Genomic DNA, 22,666 nt, shown 5'->3' on the forward strand with positions numbered 1-22,666 from the left:
CTTATACCTTCGCCACGAGTGGGCGACCCAGCAGGCCTTGGGGACGGAAGATCAGGATCAGCACCAGCAGCGAGAAACTGAACACGTCTTTGTAGTCAGAGTTGATCAGACCGGAGAACAGCGACTCGGAGATCCCGAGGATGATCCCGCCGAGCATCGCCCCAGGCAGGGAGCCAATGCCGCCGAGTACCGCTGCGGTGAACGCCTTGATGCCGATGATGAAGCCGGCATAGAAGTCGAACGTGCCGTAGTTCATGGTGATCAGCACGCCGGCCAGGGCCGCCATGGCTGCACCGATGATGAAAACGTAGGAAATCACCCGGTCGGTGTTGATCCCCAGGATCGAGGCCATCTTGCGGTCTTGCTGGGTGGCGCGGCACATGCGCCCGAGCTTGGTGTATTTGATGATGTAGGTCAGCGCGGCCATCCCGGCGAACGCAGCGACCAGGATGAAAATCTTGGTGTAGGTGAGCTGGACGAAACCGCTGCCGATGTCGACGCGCATGGCGCCTTCGAGCAGCGTCGGGATCCCTTGTTGGCGGGCGCCCTGGCTGATTTGTGCATAGTTCTGCAAGATCAGCGAGATGCCGATGGCACTGATCAGCGGTGCCAGCCGGGTGGAGTTGCGCAGGGGTTTGTAGGCGACGCGTTCGATGACCCAGCCGTATACGCCGGTGACCACGACCGTGAACACGAGGGTGCCAAGGATCATTAGCGGAAAGGATTCAATACCGAAGTAAGCCAGCAGAGCCAGACTGATTGCCGCGAGGTAAGCGGAAATCATGTAAACCTCGCCATGGGCGAAGTTGATCATGCCGATGATGCCGTAGACCATTGTGTAGCCTATGGCGATCAGACCATAGACCGACCCGAGGGTCAGGCCATTGATCAGTTGCTGCAGGAAAATACCATCCATAACGCAATCTCACGCAGTGAGACAGCACATCCCGGGGACGCGACGACGGGTTCGAAGCCCAGCGCCAAAGGATGTGCGGCTCGTAGAAAAAAACAGACGGGCCTTTGGCTAATGCCAATCAGGACAGGGTGAACACAGTCTCCGTGGCGAGGGAGCTTGCTCCCGCTGGACTGCGCAGCAGTCCCCTTTTTGGGGCCGCTACGCGCCCCAGCGGGAGCAAGCTCCCTCGCCACAGGCTAGTCATCCCTTCAAATTACTTCTGTTTTTCCAACTGGTGGTATTTGCCGTCCTTGTCCCACTGGTAGACCACGTAGTCGGAGACTTTCAGATCGCCCTTGGTGTCCCACTCCTTCTTGCCCATCACGGTCTGGACAGGGTTGGCCTTGAGCCACTTGGCCGCATCCTCGCCTTTGTTGGACTTGGCGCCGTTGAAGCCGGCGGCCAGGGCCTGGACCGAAGCGTAGGCGTACAGGGTGTAGCCTTCAGGCTCGGTGCCATTCTTGCGGAACTCCTCGACCACGACCTTGCTGTCTGGCAGCAGGCGCGGGTCGGCGCCGAAGGTCATGTACACGCCATCGACGTATTGCGCGCCGCCAGCGGTGGTGACCAGTTCGTCGGTAACGATGCCGTCATCGGACATGAACTTCACATCCTTGAGGCCTTGCTCACGCAACTGGCGAACCAGCGGGCCGGCTTCTGGGTGCAGGCCACCGAAGTAGACCACGTCGGCGCCAGCCCCACGGATCTTGGTGACCACGGCGCTGAAGTCTTTCTCGCCACGGGTCAGGCCTTCGTACAGCACCGGGGTCACGCCGCGCTTGATCAGTTGTGCCTTGGTGGCATCCGCCAGGCCTTGGCCATAGGTGTCCTTGTCATGCAGGACAACGACTTTCTTGCCCTTGAGCACGTCGACGATGTAGTCGCCGGCCACGATGCCCTGCTGGTCGTCACGACCGCACATGCGGAACATCGCGCTGAGGCCGCGCTCGGTCACGGCCGGGTTGGTCGAGCCGGGGGTGATGGCGATGATGCCGGCTTCGTCGTAGACCTCGGAGGCCGGGATGGTGTTGGACGAGCAGAAGTGCCCGACCACGCCGATCACCTTGTCCTGGTCAACCAAGCGGTTGGCCACGGCCACGGCCTGCTTGGGCTCGCAAGCATCGTCGCCGGCAACCAGTACGATCTTCTCGCCATTGACGCCACCTGCTTTGTTGATGACATCGGCCGCTGCCTGCGCACCCTTCATGTACTGCTCGCCAAATGCAGCGTTGGCGCCGGTCATCGGCCCCGCCACACCAAATTTCACATCAGCTTGAGCAAACGCAGAAACACCCAATGCAGCTGCCACTGCGAGGGCCAGGAAACCTTTCTTGTAAAACGTCTGGGACATGAGGTGGTGCTCCAAGGTTTTTTTTAGTTGGCACTGCGACTTCATTTCACTGAAAAGCTCAGAGCAAGGGCCGTGCCATCGGTTTTTTATTCTGAAAAAAGTCGCTGCTTTATTGTTATTTCGACTGTTTCGAGCCCTTTTTCATGGGGCGTGCAACCGTCTAAACCGCACGAGGTGCAACCTTTTATTTAAATGGGTGAAACCCTCCGTGAGCCATCATTGCAACCATCACACGAAACGGCGTGCAACCACTGTGTAACAACCCACGTCACCGAACTGCACACTGTCGGTGCGCGACTGCTACAAGCCGCACCATAACAGGCTAGACGCTACGCCGGAAAACGCGGGTTCCAGCAACAATTTTCAACACTCAAATGACGATCCGCAGGCACTGGCCCGCGTGATACAGCGAAAAACCGGCCTCATACAGGCAACTGCGCAACCCCACCCCGGCCAGTGGCTGCATGGGCGCGAACGGGATCGGCAGGGCCTGGGCGTTACCATGGCAGAGGTAATCGGCGAACGCCTTGCCGACCACCGTACCGGTGGTCACGCCTCGGCCGTTGTAGCCGGTCACGGCCACCAGCCCGGGGGCCGGCTCGAACAGGCGCATCAGATGATCGGGGGTGAAGGCGATGCAACCGGTCCAGGTGCATTCCCACTCCACCGGCTTGAGATAAGGAAAATAGTGTTGCTGTACTCGGTCGGCCCAGGCCTTGAGGAACCAGGTCGGCTTGCGGTTGCCGTTGCCCAGGCTGCCCAGCAGCAAGCGGCCGTCCTTGTCCCGGCGGATGCTGCTCAGCACCTGGCGGGTATCCCACGAACCCTGGCCGCCTGGCAGGATGCGGCGGGCGGCCTCGTCGGTCAGCGGGACCGAGGCGACCTGATAGTAATAGCCAGGGAAAAAATTGCGCCGCAGCTCGGTCCAGTCGCCCTCGGTGTAGGCGTTGGAGGCAATCACCACCTGCTCGGCCAGCACCGAACCCTGGGCGGTTTGCACCGACCAGCGCTGGCCTTGGCGTTCCAGGCGGGTCACCGGGGAATGGTCGAACAACTGGCCGCCCAGGTCCGTTGCGGCCTTGGCCAACCCGCTGGTGTAGGCCATCGGGTTGAGCGTGCCGGCGCGGCGGTCGAGTAATGCCGCAGCGATTTTCGAGGTGCCGGTCGCCTCCGCGCAGGCCTGGCCGGTGAGCAACTCCACCGGGGCGCCACGGCGTTTCCATTGTGCTTCGCGACTGCGCAGGTCGGCCTCGCCCCGGGCGTTATGGGCCATGTGCAGGGTGCCTTCGCGACGCAACTGGCAATCGATGCTGTATTTATCGATGAGACTGAACACCAAGGCTGGCGCAGCCCCCAGCATGCGGTTGAGCTGGCTGCCCACCGCCTCGCCGAACCCGGCCTCGATGTCATCCGGCGGGATCCACAGCCCGGCGTTCACCAGGCCGACGTTGCGTCCCGACCCGCCCTGCCCGGCCCGATGGGCTTCCAGCACAGCCACGCGCTTGCCTTGTTCGAGCAAGTGCACCGCCGCCGACAGCCCGGTGAAGCCTGCGCCGATCACACAGACATCCACCGTGATTTCACCGGTGAGCGCCGTGTTTTCAGGCCTTTGCGGCGTCAGTTTTTCCCACAGACATTCTTCGCGTAACGGCATTGCCAGACTCCAAAAAAGAAACCTAACCACTACACCATTCCATTTGTGGGAGCGGGCTTGCTCGCGAAGGCAGTGGGCCTGTCGACACTAATGTTGAGTGACAGTCCGCTTTCGCGAGCAAGCCCGCTCCCACATGGGATCACCGCTTGGCTCAAGCCTTAATCGAAGGTAATCCCCTGCGCCAACGGCAACTCCAGCGAGTAATTCACGGTGTTGGTCTGGCGGCGCATGTAGCCGCGCCAGGCGTCGGAGCCGGATTCGCGACCGCCGCCGGTTTCTTTTTCGCCGCCGAACGCGCCGCCGATTTCCGCGCCGCTCGGGCCGATGTTGACGTTGGCGATGCCACAGTCGCTGCCCACGGCCGACATGAACTGCTCGGCTTCACGCACGTCGGTGGTGAAGATGCAGGACGACAGGCCTTGGGGCACGGCATTGTTCAAGTGCAGGGCCTCGGCAAAGTCCTTGTAGCCGACCACATACAGGATCGGCGCGAAGGTTTCATGGCGCACCACATCACTCTGCTCGGGCATCTCGACGATGGCCGGCGAGACGTAATAGGCATTCGGGAATTGGTCTTCAAGCTGGCGCTTGCCACCAAACACACGACCGCCTTCGCTCAAGGCCTGCTCCAGCGCGTCCTGCATGCCCTCGAAGCTGTGCTTGTCGATCAGCGGCCCGACCAGGTTGCCTTCCAGCGGATGGCCAATGCGCACTTTCGAATAGGCGGCCTTGAGGCGGGTGACGATCTCTTCCTTCACCGACTCATGGGCAATCAGGCGACGCAGGGTGGTGCAACGCTGGCCGGCGGTGCCGACGGCGCTGAACAGGATGGCGCGCACGGCCATGTCCAGGTCGGCGCTCGGCGCCAGGATCATGGCGTTGTTGCCGCCCAGCTCCAGGATGCTGCGGGCGAAACGCGCAGCGACTTTCGGCGCCACTTCACGGCCCATGCGGGTGCTGCCGGTGGCGCTGATCAACGCCACGCGCGGGTCATCCACCAGGGCTTCACCGGCATCGCGGCCGCCGATGATCACCTGGCTCAGGTACGGTGGCGCGTCGCTGAAGTTCTCCAGCACGCGCTCGAACAGCGCCTGGCACGCCAGGGCGGTGAGCGGAGTCTTTTCCGAGGGTTTCCAGATCACCGAGTTGCCGCAGACCAGGGCCAGCGTGGTGTTCCAGGCCCAGACCGCGACGGGGAAGTTGAAGGCACTGATCACCCCGACCACGCCCAGCGGATGCCAGGATTCACGCATGTGGTGGCCCGGGCGTTCGGAGGCGATGGTCAAACCGTACAACTGGCGGGACAGGCCGACGGCGAAGTCGCAGATATCGATCATCTCTTGCACTTCACCCAGGCCTTCCTGGGTGATCTTGCCGGCTTCCCAGGACACCAGTTCGCCGAGATCGGCCTTGTATTCACGCAACAGATCGCCGAATTGACGCACCAGCTCGCCGCGACGCGGGGCCGGCACCTTGCGCCACAGGTCGAAGGCATGCTCGGCACGGCTGACCTGCTGCTCGACCTCAGCGGCGCCTTCCCAGTTCACGGCACCGATACGACTGCCATCGATAGGCGAATGCACCGGCTGTGCGCCGCCCTGGTACAAGGCCGGATTGACGCCCAGACGATCAAGCAATGCAGCAACCATGGGTAACTCCTCTAAACGAGCGATAAAAGATTGGCAGGCGGGCAATTACCCTCTGCTCAGGCCTCTAGTTTTAGCTGGCTCGAGTCTTGCCAACAAACGACCATTAAGCGAGATATCATTCCGTTTATTCATGCTGCCCCTGACTCGATTTATAGAGCAACAAGAAAAAGGCCCTCGTCATGCTCAATAAGCGCTATTTACCGTCGATCACCGCCCTCCAGTGCTTCGAAGCCGTGACCCGCCACCTGAGCTTTACCCGTGCCGCCGAAGAGCTTCACCTGACCCAGAGTGCCGTCAGCAAACAGGTCGCCCAGCTCGAGGAATTGTTGCAGCACCTGCTGTTCCGGCGCGTGCGCCGTCGCTTGCAGCTGACACCGGCCGGGGATTTGTATCTGGGGGAAGTACGAAAAATCCTCACCCAGGTGGAGATGTCTACCCATTACCTGCGGTCCTACGGTGGCGACACCGAAGTCCTGCGTGTTTCCACGCCCCCGACCTTTGGGGCTCGCTGGCTGGTCCCGCGCCTGAAAGGCTGGCGCCTGCGTCATCCGAAAATTCATCTGGACCTGTGCAGCGAGCAGGAAGCCGACGACTTGCAGCAGGGGCGCAGCGACCTGGCGTTCTACTTCGGCCAGGGTTCACGTCCCGGCACCGAGTCCCTGAGACTGTTCGACGAGGAGCTGGTGCCAGTCTGCGCGCCCGGCAGCCTACCCGGCCAGCCCTTCACCGACCCGACCCAATTGGCCGAGTTGGTGCTGCTGCAAAACGCCTCGCGACCCCAGGCCTGGCACGACTGGTTCGACAGCCAGGGCTACCACACCGAACACAGCTACCACGGCCCGCGTTTCGAAACCTTCTACATGTGCATTCGCGCCGCCCAGGTCGGCTGTGGCGTCGCCCTGCTGCCACGGTTCCTGGTGGAAGAAGAACTGGCCGACGGCAAGCTGGTCATCCCCTGGCCCCACGCGATGCCCAGCACCAGCGCCTATTACCTGGCCTATCCGGAGCATTCGGCGGAAGTACCCAAGGTGCGGCTTTTCGTGGAGTGGATGCTGGAGCAGATCGCCAGCCCGGAGGTACCGCAATAACGGCACCCCACACAAAACCCGTGGCGAGGGAGCTTGCTCCCGCTCGGGTGCGAAGCACCCGCAAAAAAAGGGGAGCGCTTCGCACTCCAGCGGGAGCAAGCTCCCTCGCCACAGTAAGCGCGCTCCCGCAAAGGTCTGAGGACTGTTAAAAAATCGCTGGCAAAACCCACCACGGTTATGCGCCACTAGCCGTTCACTGAACTGCCGAACTTCGCTGCCCACGGCTGCGGCCTGTCTGGAGAACCCTATGAGCGAGAGCGTATTTGCCGATCGTATCGTGCAGAACCTGCTCGACACCGACTTCTACAAACTGACGATGATGCAGGCGGTGCTGCACAACTACCCCAACGTCGAAGTCGAGTGGGAGTTCCGTTGCCGCAACAGCGAAGACCTGCGTCCGTACCTGGCGGAGATCCGCTTCCAGATCGAGCGCTTGGCGGAGTTGAACCTGAGCGCCGACCAGCTCGGTTTCCTGGAGCGCATCAGCTTCCTCAAGCCGGATTTCCTGCGGTTCCTGGGGCTGTTTCGCTTCAACCTGCGCTACGTGCACACCGGCATCGACAACGGCGAGCTGTTCATCCGCCTGCGCGGACCGTGGCTGCATGTGATCCTGTTCGAAGTGCCGCTGTTGGCCATCGTCAGCGAAGTGCGCAATCGCTATCGCTACCGTGAAGTCGTCCTGGAACAGACCCGCGAGCAGCTGTACCGCAAGTTCGACTGGTTGAGCGCCAACGCCAGCGCCGATGAGCTGTCCGAGCTGCAAGTCGCGGACTTCGGCACCCGTCGTCGGTTTTCCTTCCGCGTTCAGGAAGAAGTGGTCAACGTCCTCAAGCACGATTTTCCCGGGCGTTTCGTCGGCACCAGTAACGTCCACCTGTCCCGGGAACTGGACATGAAACCCCTCGGCACCATGGCCCACGAGTGGATCATGGCCCATCAGCAACTGGGCCCGCGGTTGATCGACAGCCAGATCGCCGCCCTCGATTGCTGGGTGCGTGAATACCGAGGCCTGCTGGGTATCGCACTCACCGATTGCATCACCATGGACGCCTTCCTCAAGGATTTCGATCTGTTCTTCGCCAAGCTGTTCGACGGCTTGCGCCATGACTCGGGCGACCCGGTGATCTGGGCTGAAAAAGCCATTGCCCACTACCACAAGCTCGGCATCGACCCGATGAGCAAGACCCTGGTGTTCTCCGATAGCCTGACATTGCCCAAATGCCTGGAGATTTTTCGGGCGTTGCGTGGTCGCATTAATGTCAGCTTCGGTATCGGCACCCACCTGACTTGCGACATCCCGGGTGTCGAGCCCATGAGCATCGTGCTTAAAATGATCAGCTGTGCCGGGCAACCCGTGGCCAAGATTTCCGATGAGCCCGGCAAGACCCACTGCAAGGACCCGAATTTCGTCGCCTACATGCGACACGTTTTCCAAGTACCTGCCGCCCTTTCAGACGCATCAAGCAAGGAGTGAATTCATGCAAGCCGTACAGCGTGAGATTGCTGAACAGCTCAAGGTCCAGCCACCGTTCGCCAATGACGCCGCCCTCAAGGCCGAAATCGCCCGGCGAGTGAGCTTTATCCAGGATTGCCTGGTCAATTCCGGGCTCAAGTCCCTCGTGCTGGGCATCAGCGGGGGCGTCGACTCGCTGACCGCCGGGCTGCTGGCCCAACGCGCCATGCGCGAACTGCGGGAGAAAACCGGCAACGCGGCCTACAAGTTCATCGCCGTGCGCCTGCCGTACGAAACCCAGTTCGACGAACATGAAGCCCAGGCCTGCGTGGACTTCATCGACCCGGACGAGCGCCATACCGTCAATATCGGCCCGGCGGTCAAGGCCTTGGCCGAGCAAGTCGCGGCGTTCGAGGGCAAGGCGGCGGTGTCGCGGGATTTCGTGCTAGGCAATACCAAGGCGCGGATGCGCATGGTGGCGCAGTACACCATCGCCGGCGCTGAGCAGGGCCTGGTGATCGGTACTGACCATGCGGCTGAAGCGGTCATGGGTTTCTTCACCAAGTTCGGTGACGGTGCCTGCGACCTGGCACCGTTGAGCGGCCTGGTGAAAAACCAGGTCCGGGCCATCGCCCGGGATTTTGGCGCGCCGGAATCGCTGGTGGAAAAAGTCCCCACCGCCGACCTTGAAGACCTGTCGCCCGGCAAGCCGGATGAAGCCTCCCACGGCGTGACCTACGCCGAGATCGATGCGTTCCTGCACGGCCAACCGGTTCGCGAAGAGGCAGCCAAAATCATTTGCGACACCTATCGCAAGACCGAGCACAAGCGCGTGATGCCGTACGCCCCGTAATCACCGCGACGGTGTGACAATCCCTGTGGGAGCGAGCCTGCTCGCGAAGGCGTCGCATCAGCGACGTCATTGCTGACTGACACACCGCTTTCGCGAGCAGGCTCGCTCCCACAGGGGGCTTCATCGAATACAAGAGTTGTGTCGGATCAAGTTTAAAATGTGGGAGCGGGCTTGCTCGCGATAGCGATGGGTCAGCTTGCATTGATATGGAATGCGCTGACGCCATCGCGAGCAAGCTCGGCTCCCACAGGATAGGCGGTGGTTACTTCAGGGTAACGGTGCCCTTCATCATCGAGATGTGGCCTGGGAACGAGCAGAAGAAGCCGTACTTCTCGGAAGCACTGAGTTTCGACACGTCGAAGGTCACCGAGTCGGTTTCCTTGGCCCCAATGAGTTTGGTGTGGGCGATGACACGAGTATCACCGTCCTTGAGGTAGTTCTTGTCGATACCGGCGCTCAGACCATCGGTGGCGATCGGCTGCATGTCAGCCTCCTTGCTCAGCACCCAGTTATGGCCCATGACGTTTTTTGGCAGGCTGCCCGAGTGCGTCAGCTCAACGGTGAACGTCTTGCAGCTCTTGTCGATTTCGATGGCCTTGGTGCTGAAGGACATCTGGTCGGTCGAGTCGATGGTGGTCTTGCACTCCGCTGCCATCAGTTGGCTGCTGGCCAGTGTCAACAGGGATACTGCTACAAGTTTGGCAAACATCGTGAATCTCCAAGGCATGGTTAACAAAATTCCGTCAAAGGAAAAGACTGCCTGATTTTCCGGCAAGTTCCTATGACCTGAGTCAAAGATTGTATACAACTTAAGCCTATCAGCCTGATGGACAGAATCAACCAGCCAGAAGTATGAGGCGGCCCTATGATCAGGCCCATCATCTTCTGGAGCGATCATCATGAACGTCAATAGCCTGCTGTGCAGCTTGCTCGCCGCCTACGCCTGCGGCGCGAGCGGTACCTACGAAAAGCCCCGGCGCGAGGTTTAAGTCCTTTGCGCAACACAGGCCAGGCTTTACTCTGGCGCGGTGACTGACCACGGAGTAAAGCATGTCCATCGCGTCTGTTTGTGTATTTTGCGGCGCCAGCACTGGCACCACTCCCGCGTATCGTGAAGCGGCGCAGGCCCTCGGCCGCGCCTTGGCGGAACGAAAACTGACCCTGGTCTACGGCGGCGGCGCTGTGGGACTGATGGGGATTGTCGCGGATGCGGCCCTGGCCGCTGGCGGCGAAGTCATCGGCATCATCCCGCAAAGCCTGAAGGACAAGGAGATCGGCCACAGCGGCCTGACCCGCCTGGAAGTGGTGGACGGCATGCACGCCCGCAAGGCGCGCATGGCTGAACTCAGCGATGCCTTCATCGCCCTGCCCGGCGGCCTCGGCACGCTGGAGGAGTTGTTCGAAGTCTGGACGTGGGGCCAGCTTGGCTACCACGGCAAACCGCTGGGGCTGCTGGAAGTGAACGGTTTCTACAGCAAGCTCACCGCTTTTCTCGATCATATCGTCGGTGAAGGCTTCGTCCGCGCGCCCCATCGTGACATGCTGCAAGTGAGCGAATCCCCGCAGAACCTGCTCGATGCCCTGGACGAATGGCAACCGTCCGTGCAGCCAAAGTGGGCCGAACAAAAACCCAGCTAACGGCTCGGCCCCGATACAGGGCAGAATATGCGCCGCTCAACCTCACCTTCGACCCCAGAGGATCGCCCATGGCCAAACCCAATTATTCCTTCGCCAAACGTCAGAGAGACTTGGCCAAGGAGCAGAAGAAAGAGGAAAAGCTCCAGCGCAAGAAAGCAACCGCCGATGAAGCAGCACTGAACCCCGACGCCGAGGGTGAAGTGGCGGCAGACGATGATGTCGATGCACCGAAAGATCAGGCTCCCGACGCCTGACTCCTCCAGGGCCCGATGATCCGATCCGGCCCCCCGGTTTTGTGTCCAGGACCGGCAGCCTCGCTGCCGGCCCTCACAACCTCAGCGCCTTGATAATCGACAGGCGATAACCCGCAGGCAGGTTCACCGGCAATTGGTCCGGCGCGAACAGCCCGATCTCCTTGTGCTCATGACTGATGGTCGGCACGAAACCGCCCAGCAACTGGCAGCGGTACGTGGAGATGAAGACGTGCTTGCCGGCAATGACCTCGAACAGGTACGAATCCAGCGGCTCCCCCACACTCACCTCGACCGCCAGCTCCTCGGCGATCTCCCGCGCCAGGCATTGCGGCGCCGTTTCGCCCAGCTCGATCCGCCCGCCGGGCAGCTCCCACTCATCCCGCTCGTTGAGCATCAGCACAACCAGGCCTTCGAGGGATTGCAGCACGCCTTTGATGGATACCGGGAACATAACGGGACTCGCTGTTAATGAGTGTTTCCTGTGGCGAGGGAGCTTGCTCCCGCTGGGCCGCGTAGCGGCCCCCCAGGTATTTGAGCGGTTGCTGCGCAACCAAGCGGGAGCAGGCTCCCTCGCCACAGGTATTTCACTGGGCAATTGATTCATGACTCCAACGGCATCACCGTCACCCGCACTTCGGGATCATGCGTACCGCCCCCCAAGATCACCCCGCGCAACGGCGACACATCGGAAAAATCCCGGCCCCAGGCCAAGGTGATGTGTTCCAGCGCCGGCTGTACGTTATTGGTCGGGTCGAAATCCACCCAACCCAATACCGGGCAATACACCGAGACCCAGGCATGGGACGCATCGGCGCCAATCAGCCGGGGCTGGCCGGGCGGTGGCTGGGTCAGCAGGTAGCCGCTGACGTAACGTGCCGCCAAGCCGCGAGAGCGCACGCAGGCCAGCATCAAGTGGGCGAAGTCCTGGCAAACCCCCCGTCGCCGCTCCAGCACCTCCACCAACGGCGTCGCCACCTGGGTCGCCTCGGCATCGAAGGTGAATTCCTCGAAGATCTTTTCCATCAGCGCTCGAACGCCCATCATCAACGGTCGCCCTGGCGCAAAGCAGCTTTCGGAGAATTCGACGAAGCTGCGCTTGAGGTGCACGTAGGGTGACTCGAAACGGTAACGGCACGCCTCCAGCAATGGCGCCGCCAATGGCCGGCCCGTGTAGGTCAGCGCGTTACAAGTCGACTCCCAGGCCGGGGACAGGTTGAAATCCAGCTCAGGGCGGGCCAGCACCTCGACGCTCAGGCGCGCATTGACCAACAATTCATCATGGGGCCGCTCGAAGGCCAGGCGGGTCAGCGGATTGCCGAACACATCCTGTTCATCGCGCCGGGTCGTCGGTTCCGGACTGATGAGTAACTGCCGCTCAGTACAACGCTGCCAATCACAGGCCCGTGGCCACAGATGGGCAAGCTGCTGGGCCAGGGACACCGGGCTGTCGTAGTGGTAATGGGTGTCGTGGAGAATCTGGTAACGAGCGTTCATCAGACGGACACCGTGCGTTGGCTGACATCATCGACATGGGCGAAATGACGCAAGGCCAGGCGATCGGACACCTGGCCGCTGACATCGGCCACTTCCTGCAACAGGTCGGCCAGCCCATCGAGTGCGGCGCGCAGGCTGGCTTCACCGAACAACGGGTTCTCCAGGCAACGCAGGTCAAAGCGCGACAGGCGTGCGACCAACTCCGGCAAGGCGGTTTCCCGGGGCGCGGCGAAATCATCGTTCAAGCGCTTGAGGGTGCGGGTCACCAGTTTCAATTGGAAAAGCACCGCGTGGGGGTTCTGTTCGTCCAGCAGCAGCAAGTCCAGCACCGGGATCAGCTGGGCCACCGCCAAATAGCGCGAGCGGTAGGTGATGCTGCTGTTACCCAGTTCCAACAACCACTCCAGCCCGGCCTGGTCGAAGACCGCATCGCTGCGAAGGAACGCCGCCAGGCTGCTGCTGAGAAACTGCAGGCGCTCCAGGCGCCGACCGATCATCAGGAAGCGCCAGCCTTCGTCGCGGGTCATGTCGTCCAGGGCGAAGCCGGACAGCGCCGCCAGGGACATCACCAACCGATTGAGGAAGTCCAGCAACTCGCCGAAATCCGCCTCCTCGGTTTCCAGCTCCATGGCTTCGCGCTGCAATTCCACCAGCGCCTGCCAGTTCTCCCGGGACAGCTTGCCGCGCACCTGCGAGGCGGCCCACTGCAAGCGCTGCAGGTTGGAACGCAGGCTGAACGACCAGTCGTCCCCCAGCAGCGCCGCCAGCAAACGCTCGGGCAATTCGCCCTCTTCGGGCAGCAGCATCAGGCTTTCGCCCAAGGCCACCGCCGATTCCAAGGCCTGTGGATCATCGCCGTCGACATAACGCGCCAGCATGATCCGCAGCAACCGCGCGCTGCCATCGCAACGCTCGCAGTAGCGGCCGAACCAGAACAGGTTTTCCACCACCCGCGAAGGCAGATACGGATCACGTCGAACCAGGTCATGAACCCCTACGGTTCGCTGGGCCTTCCATTGTTCACCGCCGGGGGCCTGCTCACTCAGCACCCAGGTGTCCTTGCTGGCGCCGCCGCGCTGCATCGACACCACTTCGGCGTCGGCCTCGGCGGCCACCCGGGTCAGGCCACCCGGCAGGACCCGATAATCGTCTTTCCCGGACACGGCATACATGCGCATGCCGATTGCCCTCGGCTGGATCTGGCCATCTTCGGCCTGCCACACCGGCGCCTGGGACAGCTGCGCCAGTTCCTGGGCGACATAGGCATAGGGCCGTGCCTGCATGCGCGCCGCCAGTTGGGCGCGCTGCGCCTCGCTCAGGTCGCGACCGAACACCGGGCTGAAACTCTGGGAGGGAAACGCCGGCTTGATCAACAAGTGCGGCAATTTTTCCAGGGCCTGGGCCAGCACCGGCGGCTCGCCGCACCACCAGGTGGCGATGGACGGCAGCAGCAGTTCTTCGCCGAACAGGTACTGGTTGATCTTCGGCAGGAACCCCAGCAGGCCCGGCGATTCCAGCACGCCACTGCCCAGGGCATTGGCCACCAGCACCCGGCCCTGGCGCACCGCTTCGAGCAAGCCCGGCACGCCGAGGGCCGAATCGGTGCGCAGCTCCAAGGGGTCGCAGAAATCGTCGTCGAGCCGGCGCATGATGGCATGGACCCGGCGCAGGCCGCTGAGGGTCTTGAGATAGACCGTGGCGTCGCGGACGGTCAGGTCGCCGCCTTCCACCAGCGGATAGCCCAGTTGGCGCGCCAGGTAAAGATGCTCGAAATAGCTTTCGTTGAACCGCCCCGGTGTCAACAGCACCACCAGCGGCGACTCGCCGTCGCTGGGCGCTTGTCGCGCCAGGGTTTCCTGCAAGGTGCGGAAAAAACCGGACAGGTGCCGCACCTTGAGGTCGCGGTACAAGTCGGGGAAGGCGCGGGAAACGATCGTGCGGTTTTCCAGCGCGTACCCGGCCCCCGAAGGCGCCTGGGTCCGGTCCGCCGTGACCCACCAGCGACCATCGGGCGTGCGTGCCAGATCCACCGCGTACAAGTGCAGGAAGCTGCCGTCCGGTGGCGCGATGCCCTGGCAAGGCCAGAGGAAATTGTTGTGCCCGAAGACCAACTCCGCCGGCAACAACCCTTCACTGATCAGCCGCTGCGGCCCATACAGGTCGGCCAGCACCGCATTGAGCAGTCGCGCACGCTGGGCAATCCCAGCTTGCAGATGTTTCCATTCCTGCGGGTCGATCACGTGGGGCAGCAGGTCCAGTTCCCATGGCCGGTCGGCGCCTTTCGGATCGGCGTAGACGTTGTAGGTCACGCCGTTTTCCTGGATCTGCCGGGCCAGCAGGGCCTGACGCTGCAGCAGTTGGGCCGGCGTGCTGCGCTGCAACTGGTCGAACAGCCGCCGCCAGTGCGCACGCACCGCACCGCTGTCGTCCAGCAATTCGTGATAGGTGCCCGTCGTCAGCGGGTAACGGTCAAGCAGGTCAGGCATGGAAAGCTCGGCAGACAGCAATGAAAGGTGAGACTAGCGCAAGCGCATGACGCCCGGATAGGTGTGTTTGTGTTGGATCCGACCTGGGCTTTGAGACTGCAATCATTGTGGCGAGGGAGCTTGCTCCCGCTGGGTTGCGCAGCAGCCCCAAGATTTTACGGTCGCTGCGCAACCGAGCGGGAGCAAGCTCCCTCGCCACAAGGTCCACCTAGCGCTTTGGCGCCCCTGGAAAACGTCGCAGATCGAGCGTGAGCGGAAACTCGTCATCCACCGCCAGGCTCGGTATCGGCAGTTTCCCCGGTGTATGTCCGAGCCGGAAGAAACGCGCCATGCGCCGGCTCTCGGCCTCGTTGGCGTTCACCGGCAGGCTGTCATAGTTGCGCCCGCCCGGATGGGCCACGTGATACTGGCAGCCGCCCACGGAACGTTGCATCCAGGTGTCGAGCACGTCGAAAACCAACGGCGCATGCACCGGGATGGTCGGTTGCAGGCAGTTGGCCGGTTGCCAGGCACGGAACCGCACCCCGGCGACGAACTCGCCGACTCGACCGGTCGGTTGCAACGGCACCGCAACGCCGTTGCAGGTCAGCAGGTAGCGTTGCGGCGCCAGGCCGCTGAGCTTGACCTGCAAACGCTCCAGGGACGAATCCACATAACGCACGGTGCCGCCCACCGCGCCCTCTTCTCCCAGCACATGCCAAGGTTCGAGGGCTTGGCGCAATTGCAGCTCGATGCCGCTGACCGCGTAATCGCCCACCTTGGGAAAACGGAACTCCAGGTGCGCGGCGAACCACTCGGCCCGCAGCGGGTAGCCGACGGCGTTCAGTTCGTGGATGACGTCGGCAAAATCCTGCTCGATAAAGTGCGGCAACAGGAAGCGGTCATGCAGCTCGGTGCCCCAACGCGCCAGTTTCTCCGGCGCATACGGCTCGCGCCAGAACCGCGCCACCAGTGCCCGCAGCAGTAACTGCTGGGCCAGGCTCATGCGGGCGTGGGGCGGCATCTCGAACGCACGCAACTCCAACAGGCCGAGACGCCCGGTGGCGCCGTCCGGTGAATAGAGCTTGTCGACGCAGAATTCGGCACGGTGGGTGTTGCCGGTCACGTCGATCAACAGGTTGCGCAGCAAGCGGTCCACCAACCACGGCGGGCATTCCTCGCCGGACTGGGGCATTTGCGCGAAGGCGATTTCCAGCTCGTACAACGCGTCGTTGCGCGCCTCGTCCACGCGGGGCGCCTGGGACGTCGGGCCGATGAACAATCCGGAAAACAAGTAGGACAACGACGGGTGGTTATGCCAGTAACTGATCAGGCTGCGCAGCAGGTCGGGACGCCGCAGGAACGGTGAATCCGCCGGTGTCGCGCCACCCAGTACGAAGTGGTTACCGCCACCGGTGCCGGTGTGCCGGCCATCGATCATGAATTTCTCGGTGGTCAGCCGGGTCTGTCGCGCTTCTTCGTACAAAAACTCAGTGCGTTCGACCAGTTCATCCCAGCTCGCCGAGGGCTGCACGTTGACCTCGATCACACCAGGGTCGGGGGTGATGCGGAAATTGCTCAGGCGCGGATCGCTTGGCGGCTCGTAGCCCTCCAACAGCACCGGACAGTGCAACTCCTCAGCCGTCGCCTCGATGGCACTGACCAGCTCCAGGTAATCCTCGACCCGCTCCAGCGGCGGCATGAACAAGTAAAGCCGGCCTTCGCGGGCCTCGGCACAAAAGGCGGTGCGGGTCAGCCAGTCGGCGGATTTGTCGATCTCCGGGACACGTTCCTGCTCGGCCGCCGGCTCGCCGTGACGCGCCAACTGCTCGGTGCCGGGCAGTTCGGGCAAGTCCTGGTTCGGGTCGGTGGGATGGATGAACGGGTACTCGGCCGCCGTCACCCAAGGCTGGGACGCCAGCGGCAAGCGATAGCCCAGGGGCGAATCCCCCGGCACCAGGCGACAGTGGTTGTCCCGCAGGTACCAGCGACCGCTTTGCCATTGATCGCCCTTGGCGGTGCGGGCCAACGGCAGGACCTGGCCGATGACCTTGTCCAGGCCCTGGCTGAAGACCTTGCGCAACCGCGCACGCTCCAAGGCATCCTCCAGGCGCGGGTCTTCGGCCGTGACGTTCGACGGCAACGCACCCTCGCGCCAGAGGTAATAGAAATTATCTTCGTAGGCAGGAAACACGAACCGCGCAGGGATTTTCAAACGCTCGGCAACGCTTGCCAGGAAGCGTCCAGCGAGTTCGCCATCGGCGCCGTAATCTTGCTGCTCGTCGGCGATCAACGCGCTGTTGTGCCAGATCGGCACCCCGTCACGCCGCCAATAACAGTTCAGCGACCAGCGCGGCAATTGCTCGCCGGGGTACCACTTGCCCTGGCCGAAATGCACCAGCCCCTTAGGCGCATAGTGGTTGCGCATGCGCTGGAACAGCTCGGCGGAGAGCCGACGCTTGTCCGGCCCAAGTGCCGCGGTGTTCCACTCGGCGCCATCCGGGTCATCGATGGAGACAAAGGTCGGTTCGCCCCCCATGGTCAGGCGCACGTCGCCCTCCAGCAGGTCGGCATCGATCTGCCGCCCCAGGGCCTGGATCGCCAGCCATTGGGCATCGGTGTAAGGCTTGGTTACCCGCGGCGCTTCCCAGACACGCTCGACGGACATTTCGTGGCTGAACTCGCACTCGCACGGCTCCACCAGGCCGCTGATCGGTGCCGCCGAGGACGGATCGGGACTACAGGCCAACGGGATGTGGCCTTCACCGGCGAACAACCCAGAGGTCGCATCCAGGCCGATCCAGCCGGCACCGGGCAGGTAGACCTCGCACCAGGCATGCAGGTCGGTGAAATCCACGTCGGTGCCGGACGGGCCATCGAGGCTCTTCACGTCGGCGGTCAACTGGATCAGGTAACCGGAGACAAACCGCGCGGCCAAGCCGAGGTTTCGCAGCAACTGGACCAACAGCCAGGCCGAGTCGCGGCACGAGCCGGACGCGTGCTCAAGGGTGTGCTCCGGGGTCTGGACACCGGGCTCCATGCGGATCAGGTAGTTGATGTCTTCGCTCAGGCGCTGGTTGAGCGCCACCAGGAAATCCACCGCCGGCAACGGCGTGCGGTCGATGCCCTCCAGATAGGCCTGGAACTTCGGCGTCAATGGCAGGGTTTCCAGGTAAGGCGCCAGCTCCTTGCGTTCGTCAGCCGCGTAGGTGAACGGAATCTTCTCGGCGTAGGGCTCGAGGAAGAAGTCGAACGGATTGAACACCGCCATTTCCGCCAGCAGGTCGACTTCGATCCGCATCTCCCGGGTTTTCTCGGGAAACACCAACCGCGCCAGGTAATTGCCCTGGGGGTCCTGCTGCCAGTTGATGAAATGCTGCTCGGGCGAAACCTTCAGCGCATAGGAAAGGATCCGCGTGCGGCTGTGGGCCGCCGGGCGCAGGCGAACGATCTGCGGGCCGAGTTCGACCGCGCGGTCGTAGCGGTAATGCGTGACGTGATGCAATGCGACATGGATCGACACGACGTGCCTCCTGCGAGCCTGAGCGGTAACGAAAGCGGCGCAAGACTTATGCCATGCAGGCAGGCCGGACACTTTCTTTGTCTACTCAAGGCAGTAGAGCACTAAAAACGCGCGATGCCCGAATTCATCTGCAACGCAATGCACATAAATGCGGCGCTGGCCGTGCGAATTGACTCAACGGCGCGGGCGTGGGGCCTTGGCGGCCTGGATGATGAGTTCGCGCTGACGGCGGACTTCTACCAGTTTGCCGCGCATCTCCCGGTGGCGTCTGCTGTTGAGCAGCAGCAACGCAAGCAACGGGAACAGCAGGCTCAAACTGTAAATCAACCTATCAGGCCGATAAGCGATCGTGGGCAGGACGCCAAAAAAACACAGCCCCAAGACCCCAACCATCGGCCACATCCAAACGGGGCGCCCACGAGCAATCATGAAGTTGCAATGCACGATGACAAGCGTAAGCGCGACGCCCCCAAAAAAAGACCACTTCACGTTATCCGCCAATGAAAGATCTTGAAAATAACTTTCAAAAAAAAGGGGAACAGCAAAAACCAGAGCGAAGACCGACGCAAATATCGCCCCCATGAAGACCGGAAAATATTGGATGAGAAAAACCCGAACACTGGGCTGTCCATTCATTCTTCGATCTCCTCGTACAACCCCACTGCAATGGTCCGGACGTTCCCGGAAATCGCGCTTCCAGTGAAGCCGATGGCAGCTCCCAAGGCATCCCGAATCTGTGTGACGGTGGCATGCCTGATTTGAGTGGGCGTAAAGCGCTTGGGTAGCTCGCCAGACAACTGCTTGAGTTTGAGCAGTTTGGAGGTCAGGCGAGGGTCCTGGATACTCAGCAACTCTTTGGTCAGCTTGGCTCGCTCCTGTCGATTCAGGCCCCGGAGCACCTCCCTCACACTTTTGCCCGTGGCAGCTTTATTCAATCTGACCAGTTTGAGAGTCGTCAGCGACGATGCCCCGACCCCAACCAACGCCGCGGCATCCAACACAATCATGGTGTTCTGGTACCACGCCTCACTGTCGAGCTGATCGTTTAGTGCCGGGTTACTGATTTCATTGCGCATGCGATAACCGCTCGCAAAACATTGCGCAGTGCTGGCCGCGGCGGCGGTATAACCCAACACAGCAATCGCGGTGCTTGCCCCTGCTGAAAATGGGATAGCTACAGAACCGCTGAGTACCACGACCCAACCGATAACGGCCCCCGCGCACGACAAGGACGTATTGATCGCTTCGCCGACCAATCGCGATTCCCGTGGATTGTCCTGGACCTGCTGAGCAAACTGAGCCGGCGCGATGTATTTCTGTGCCTCGCGCAAAATGATCCGCTTGGGCTTGATGCTGCAGATCGGCTTGAACTCACGCAGGGTCACTACATTGAACTCGGCGTCGATATACACCACGCCTGCACCGACGATACTCGGATCGGCATCAATGGAGGCAAACAGGCGTGGTAGGTTGATTTGGCTTTCAATGCGGCGGCGGGCCATCATTTGGGAGATGCTGCTGTCCATGCCGATGCCGGGTAACGGAGTGCTCATATGAATCGTCCTTGAGAATCGGAAGAAGTAAGTCTTTATCCACACACAATACTGTGGCGAGGGAGCTTGCTCCCGCTCGGCGGCGAAGCCGTCGTAAACCGGGCGGCACGGTCTATCTGGAAACCTTGTATGGGATTGTTTGGGGCCGCTTCGCAGCCCAGCGGGAGCAAGCCCCCTCGCCACAAAGGCTATGCGGGCGCCACGATAACAAACGGCCAGCACCGCCGCTAGAAAGCAAAACGCCAGCACTCAAGGCTGGCGTTTTTTGCGGGGCTGCAAGGCGATCAGCGCGGCACGACGGGCTTGCGCGCTGGTTTCGGTCCTTTGCCCTTGGCGGCATCCTTGCGTTCCTTGGCGGCCTGCTGGTTGCGGGCGAATGCCGCGGCCTTGGCCTGCTCGCGCTTGTCCCATGGGTTGCCACCGTCGCTGGCTCGCGGCGGCAGGCCGGTGTGCTGGGTCAGGATCTTGGTGGTTTCCTTGCCCACCTTGTGGCTGCCGGCTGGCGTCGAGTTCTTGCGACGGGCGCTCTGGTAGCTGTCGGTGGCCGGCTGGTGCAACGGAATCAACTGGTTCTTGCCCGGCCCGATCAGGTCGGCGCGCCCCATGCGGGTCAACGCTTCGCGCAGCATCGGCCAGCCTTTCGGGTCGTGATACCGCAGGAAAGCCTTGTGCAGGCGGCGCTGCTCCTCGCTCTTGACGATGGTCACCCCGTCGCTCTTGTAGGTGACCTTGCGCAGCGGGTTCTTGCCCGAATGGTACATGGCGGTGGCGGTGGCCATCGGCGACGGATAGAACGCCTGCACCTGATCGGCCCGGAAACCGTTGCCCTTGAGCCACAGCGCCAGGTTCATCATGTCTTCGTCGGTGGTGCCCGGGTGGGCGGCGATGAAGTACGGAATCAGGTACTGCTCTTTCCCGGCTTCCTTGGTGTACTTCTCGAACATCCGCTTGAACTTGTCATAGCTGCCGATGCCCGGCTTCATCATCTGGTTGAGCGGACCTTCCTCGGTGTGTTCCGGGGCGATCTTCAGGTAGCCGCCGACGTGGTGGGTCACCAGCTCCTTGACGTATTCCGGCGATTCGACTGCCAGGTCGTAACGCAAGCCAGAGGCAATCAGGATCTTCTTTACCCCAGGCAATGCCCGGGCGCTGCGGTACAGCTGGATCAGCGAAGAATGGTCGGTGTTCAAGTTCGGGCAGATGCCAGGGAACACGCACGACGGCTTGCGGCACGCGGATTCGATTTCCGGGCTCTTGCAGGCAATGCGGTACATGTTCGCGGTCGGCCCGCCGAGGTCGGAAATCACCCCAGTGAAACCTGGAACCTTGTCGCGGATCTCTTCGATCTCGCGAATGATCGACTCTTCGGAACGGTTCTGGATGATCCGGCCTTCGTGCTCGGTGATCGAGCAGAAGGTGCAGCCACCAAAGCAGCCGCGCATGATGTTCACCGAGAAACGGATCATCTCGTAGGCAGGGATCTTCTCCTTGCCGTACGCCGGATGGGGAACACGTGCGTAAGGCATGCCAAACACGTAGTCCATTTCTTCAGTGGTCATCGGAATGGGCGGCGGGTTGAACCAGACGTCGACTTCGCCGTGCTTCTGCACCAGCGCACGGGCGTTGCCCGGGTTGGTTTCCAGGTGCAGCACGCGGTTGGCGTGGGCGTAGAGCACCGCATCGCCACGAACCTTTTCCACCGATGGCAGGCGAATCACGGTCTTGTCGCGGGTCATTTTCGGGCTCGCCAGGATCTGCACGACCTTGGCTTCGCTCGGGTCTTCAACCGGACCCTTCTCTTGCTCGATGGCGCAGGCTGCGGTGTCCTGGGTATTCACGTACGGGTTGATGATCTTGTCGATCTTGCCCGGACGGTCAATGCGCGTGGAATCGACTTCGTACCAGCCTTGCGGCGTGTCACGACGGATAAACGCAGTGCCGCGCACATCGGTGATGTCTTCGATCTTGTGGCCATAGGACAGGCGCTGGGCGACTTCGACAATCGCCCGCTCGGCGTTGCCGTAGAGCAGGATGTCGGCGCAGGCGTCGATCAGGATCGAGTTGCGCACCCGGTCCTGCCAGTAATCGTAGTGAGCGATGCGGCGCAGGGACGCTTCGATGCCGCCGAGCACGATCGGTACATGCTTGTAGGCTTCCTTGCAGCGCTGGCTATAGACCAGGCTCGCACGGTCCGGCCGCTTGCCCGCCAAACCACCCGGGGTGTAAGCGTCGTCGGAGCGGATTTTCTTGTCGGCGGTGTAGCGGTTGATCATCGAGTCCATGTTGCCGGCCGCGACGCCGAAAAACAGGTTGGGCTCGCCAAGCTTCATGAAGTCGTCTTTGGACTGCCAGTTCGGCTGGGCAATGATCCCGACACGGAAGCCCTGGGCCTCCAGCAAACGGCCAATGATCGCCATGCCGAACGACGGGTGATCGACGTAGGCATCACCGGTCACGATGATGATGTCGCACGAATCCCAGCCGAGCTGATCCATCTCCTCCCTGCTCATGGGCAGGAACGGCGCCGGGCCGAAACATTCGGCCCAGTACTTGGGATAGTCAAATAACGGCTTGGCTGCTTGCATGTCGATGACCGGTATAAAGGATGAAAAATCGCGGGCGCGGAATATAGCACAAAAAATAACCAATTCCGACGGCTATGGTCGGAAATTGCGCACTCCCCTGTGGGAGCGGGCTTGCTCGCGAAGGCGGTGTGTCAGTCGCCACTGAGGTTTC

17 protein-coding genes are annotated in these 22,666 nt (G+C 61.8%); 5 read left to right on the plus strand and 12 right to left on the minus strand.

Annotation, left to right across the window (positions count from 1 at the left end):
• Window position 1 precedes the first annotated feature (1 nt).
• The 4 genes from J3P88_RS27260 to amaB form a co-directional block, all read right to left on the minus strand.
• Window positions 2-916 (minus strand): ABC transporter permease subunit, encoded by a 915-nt coding sequence (locus tag J3P88_RS27260; protein WP_053117953.1) that lies wholly within the window; start codon window positions 914-916, stop codon window positions 2-4.
• Between the two features lie 253 nt (window positions 917-1,169).
• Entirely contained in the window at window positions 1,170-2,306 is a 1,137-nt protein-coding gene (locus tag J3P88_RS27265) for a branched-chain amino acid ABC transporter substrate-binding protein (protein ID WP_186707826.1), read from the minus strand.
• Window positions 2,307-2,676: 370 nt separating this feature from the next.
• Window positions 2,677-3,960: an L-pipecolate oxidase gene (gene amaA, locus J3P88_RS27270; RefSeq protein WP_434572717.1), complete on the minus strand. Its 1,284-nt coding sequence runs from the start codon at window positions 3,958-3,960 to the stop codon at window positions 2,677-2,679.
• Between the two features lie 158 nt (window positions 3,961-4,118).
• Window positions 4,119-5,609: an L-piperidine-6-carboxylate dehydrogenase gene (gene amaB, locus J3P88_RS27275; protein ID WP_434572719.1), complete on the minus strand. Its 1,491-nt coding sequence runs from the start codon at window positions 5,607-5,609 to the stop codon at window positions 4,119-4,121.
• Window positions 5,610-5,788: 179 nt separating this feature from the next.
• Here amaB and J3P88_RS27280 point away from each other — a divergent pair, with 179 nt between their 5' ends.
• The 3 genes from J3P88_RS27280 (at window position 5,789) to nadE (ending at window position 9,003) form a co-directional block, all read left to right on the plus strand.
• On the plus strand, window positions 5,789-6,697 hold the full coding sequence (locus J3P88_RS27280) for a LysR family transcriptional regulator (RefSeq protein ID WP_411386352.1): 909 nt from the start codon (window positions 5,789-5,791) through the stop codon (window positions 6,695-6,697).
• Window positions 6,698-6,944: 247 nt separating this feature from the next.
• Entirely contained in the window at window positions 6,945-8,171 is a 1,227-nt protein-coding gene (pncB, locus tag J3P88_RS27285) for a nicotinate phosphoribosyltransferase (protein ID WP_186707835.1), read from the plus strand.
• Between the two features lie 4 nt (window positions 8,172-8,175).
• Window positions 8,176-9,003, plus strand: a complete 828-nt coding sequence (nadE, locus tag J3P88_RS27290; RefSeq protein ID WP_411386351.1) for an ammonia-dependent NAD(+) synthetase — start codon at window positions 8,176-8,178, stop codon at window positions 9,001-9,003.
• A gap of 262 nt (window positions 9,004-9,265) precedes the next feature.
• On the opposite strand, the gene azu is transcribed toward nadE, so the two are convergent.
• Complete coding sequence (azu, locus tag J3P88_RS27295; RefSeq protein WP_434572722.1) at window positions 9,266-9,712, minus strand: azurin; 447 nt, start codon at window positions 9,710-9,712, stop codon at window positions 9,266-9,268.
• 341 nt (window positions 9,713-10,053) lie between these two features.
• Here azu and J3P88_RS27300 point away from each other — a divergent pair, with 341 nt between their 5' ends.
• Window positions 10,054-10,641, plus strand: a complete 588-nt coding sequence (locus tag J3P88_RS27300; RefSeq protein ID WP_434572724.1) for a TIGR00730 family Rossman fold protein — start codon at window positions 10,054-10,056, stop codon at window positions 10,639-10,641.
• Window positions 10,642-10,709: 68 nt separating this feature from the next.
• Entirely contained in the window at window positions 10,710-10,895 is a 186-nt protein-coding gene (locus tag J3P88_RS27305) for a hypothetical protein (RefSeq protein ID WP_186707843.1), read from the plus strand.
• A 73-nt stretch (window positions 10,896-10,968) separates the two neighbouring features.
• Here J3P88_RS27305 and J3P88_RS27310 read toward each other — a convergent pair whose 3' ends face one another.
• The 7 genes from J3P88_RS27310 to J3P88_RS27340 all read right to left on the minus strand — a co-directional run bounded on the left by J3P88_RS27310 (window position 10,969) and on the right by J3P88_RS27340 (window position 22,515).
• On the minus strand, window positions 10,969-11,346 hold the full coding sequence (locus tag J3P88_RS27310) for an NUDIX hydrolase (protein WP_434572726.1): 378 nt from the start codon (window positions 11,344-11,346) through the stop codon (window positions 10,969-10,971).
• Window positions 11,347-11,495: 149 nt separating this feature from the next.
• Complete coding sequence (locus J3P88_RS27315) at window positions 11,496-12,389, minus strand: transglutaminase family protein (RefSeq protein WP_434572728.1); 894 nt, start codon at window positions 12,387-12,389, stop codon at window positions 11,496-11,498.
• Complete coding sequence (locus J3P88_RS27320; RefSeq protein ID WP_186707849.1) at window positions 12,389-14,875, minus strand: circularly permuted type 2 ATP-grasp protein; 2,487 nt, start codon at window positions 14,873-14,875, stop codon at window positions 12,389-12,391. The genes J3P88_RS27315 and J3P88_RS27320 overlap by 1 nt, the downstream gene beginning before the upstream one ends.
• A 208-nt stretch (window positions 14,876-15,083) precedes the next feature.
• Window positions 15,084-18,377, minus strand: a complete 3,294-nt coding sequence (locus tag J3P88_RS27325) for a DUF2126 domain-containing protein (protein ID WP_434572730.1) — start codon at window positions 18,375-18,377, stop codon at window positions 15,084-15,086.
• A gap of 174 nt (window positions 18,378-18,551) precedes the next feature.
• Window positions 18,552-19,013, minus strand: coding sequence for a hypothetical protein (locus J3P88_RS27330; RefSeq protein ID WP_434572732.1), 462 nt, complete (start codon window positions 19,011-19,013; stop codon window positions 18,552-18,554).
• On the minus strand, window positions 19,010-19,930 hold the full coding sequence (locus J3P88_RS27335; protein ID WP_434572734.1) for an NAD synthetase: 921 nt from the start codon (window positions 19,928-19,930) through the stop codon (window positions 19,010-19,012). The genes J3P88_RS27330 and J3P88_RS27335 overlap by 4 nt, the downstream gene beginning before the upstream one ends.
• A 284-nt stretch (window positions 19,931-20,214) precedes the next feature.
• Window positions 20,215-22,515 (minus strand): YgiQ family radical SAM protein, encoded by a 2,301-nt coding sequence (locus J3P88_RS27340; RefSeq protein WP_186707857.1) that lies wholly within the window; start codon window positions 22,513-22,515, stop codon window positions 20,215-20,217.
• Window positions 22,516-22,666: the final 151 nt, after the last annotated feature.

Origin of the sequence: Pseudomonas sp. Z3-6 (genome assembly GCF_051131985.1) — a bacterium.
GTDB lineage: Bacteria > Pseudomonadota > Gammaproteobacteria > Pseudomonadales > Pseudomonadaceae > Aquipseudomonas > Aquipseudomonas zanjanensis.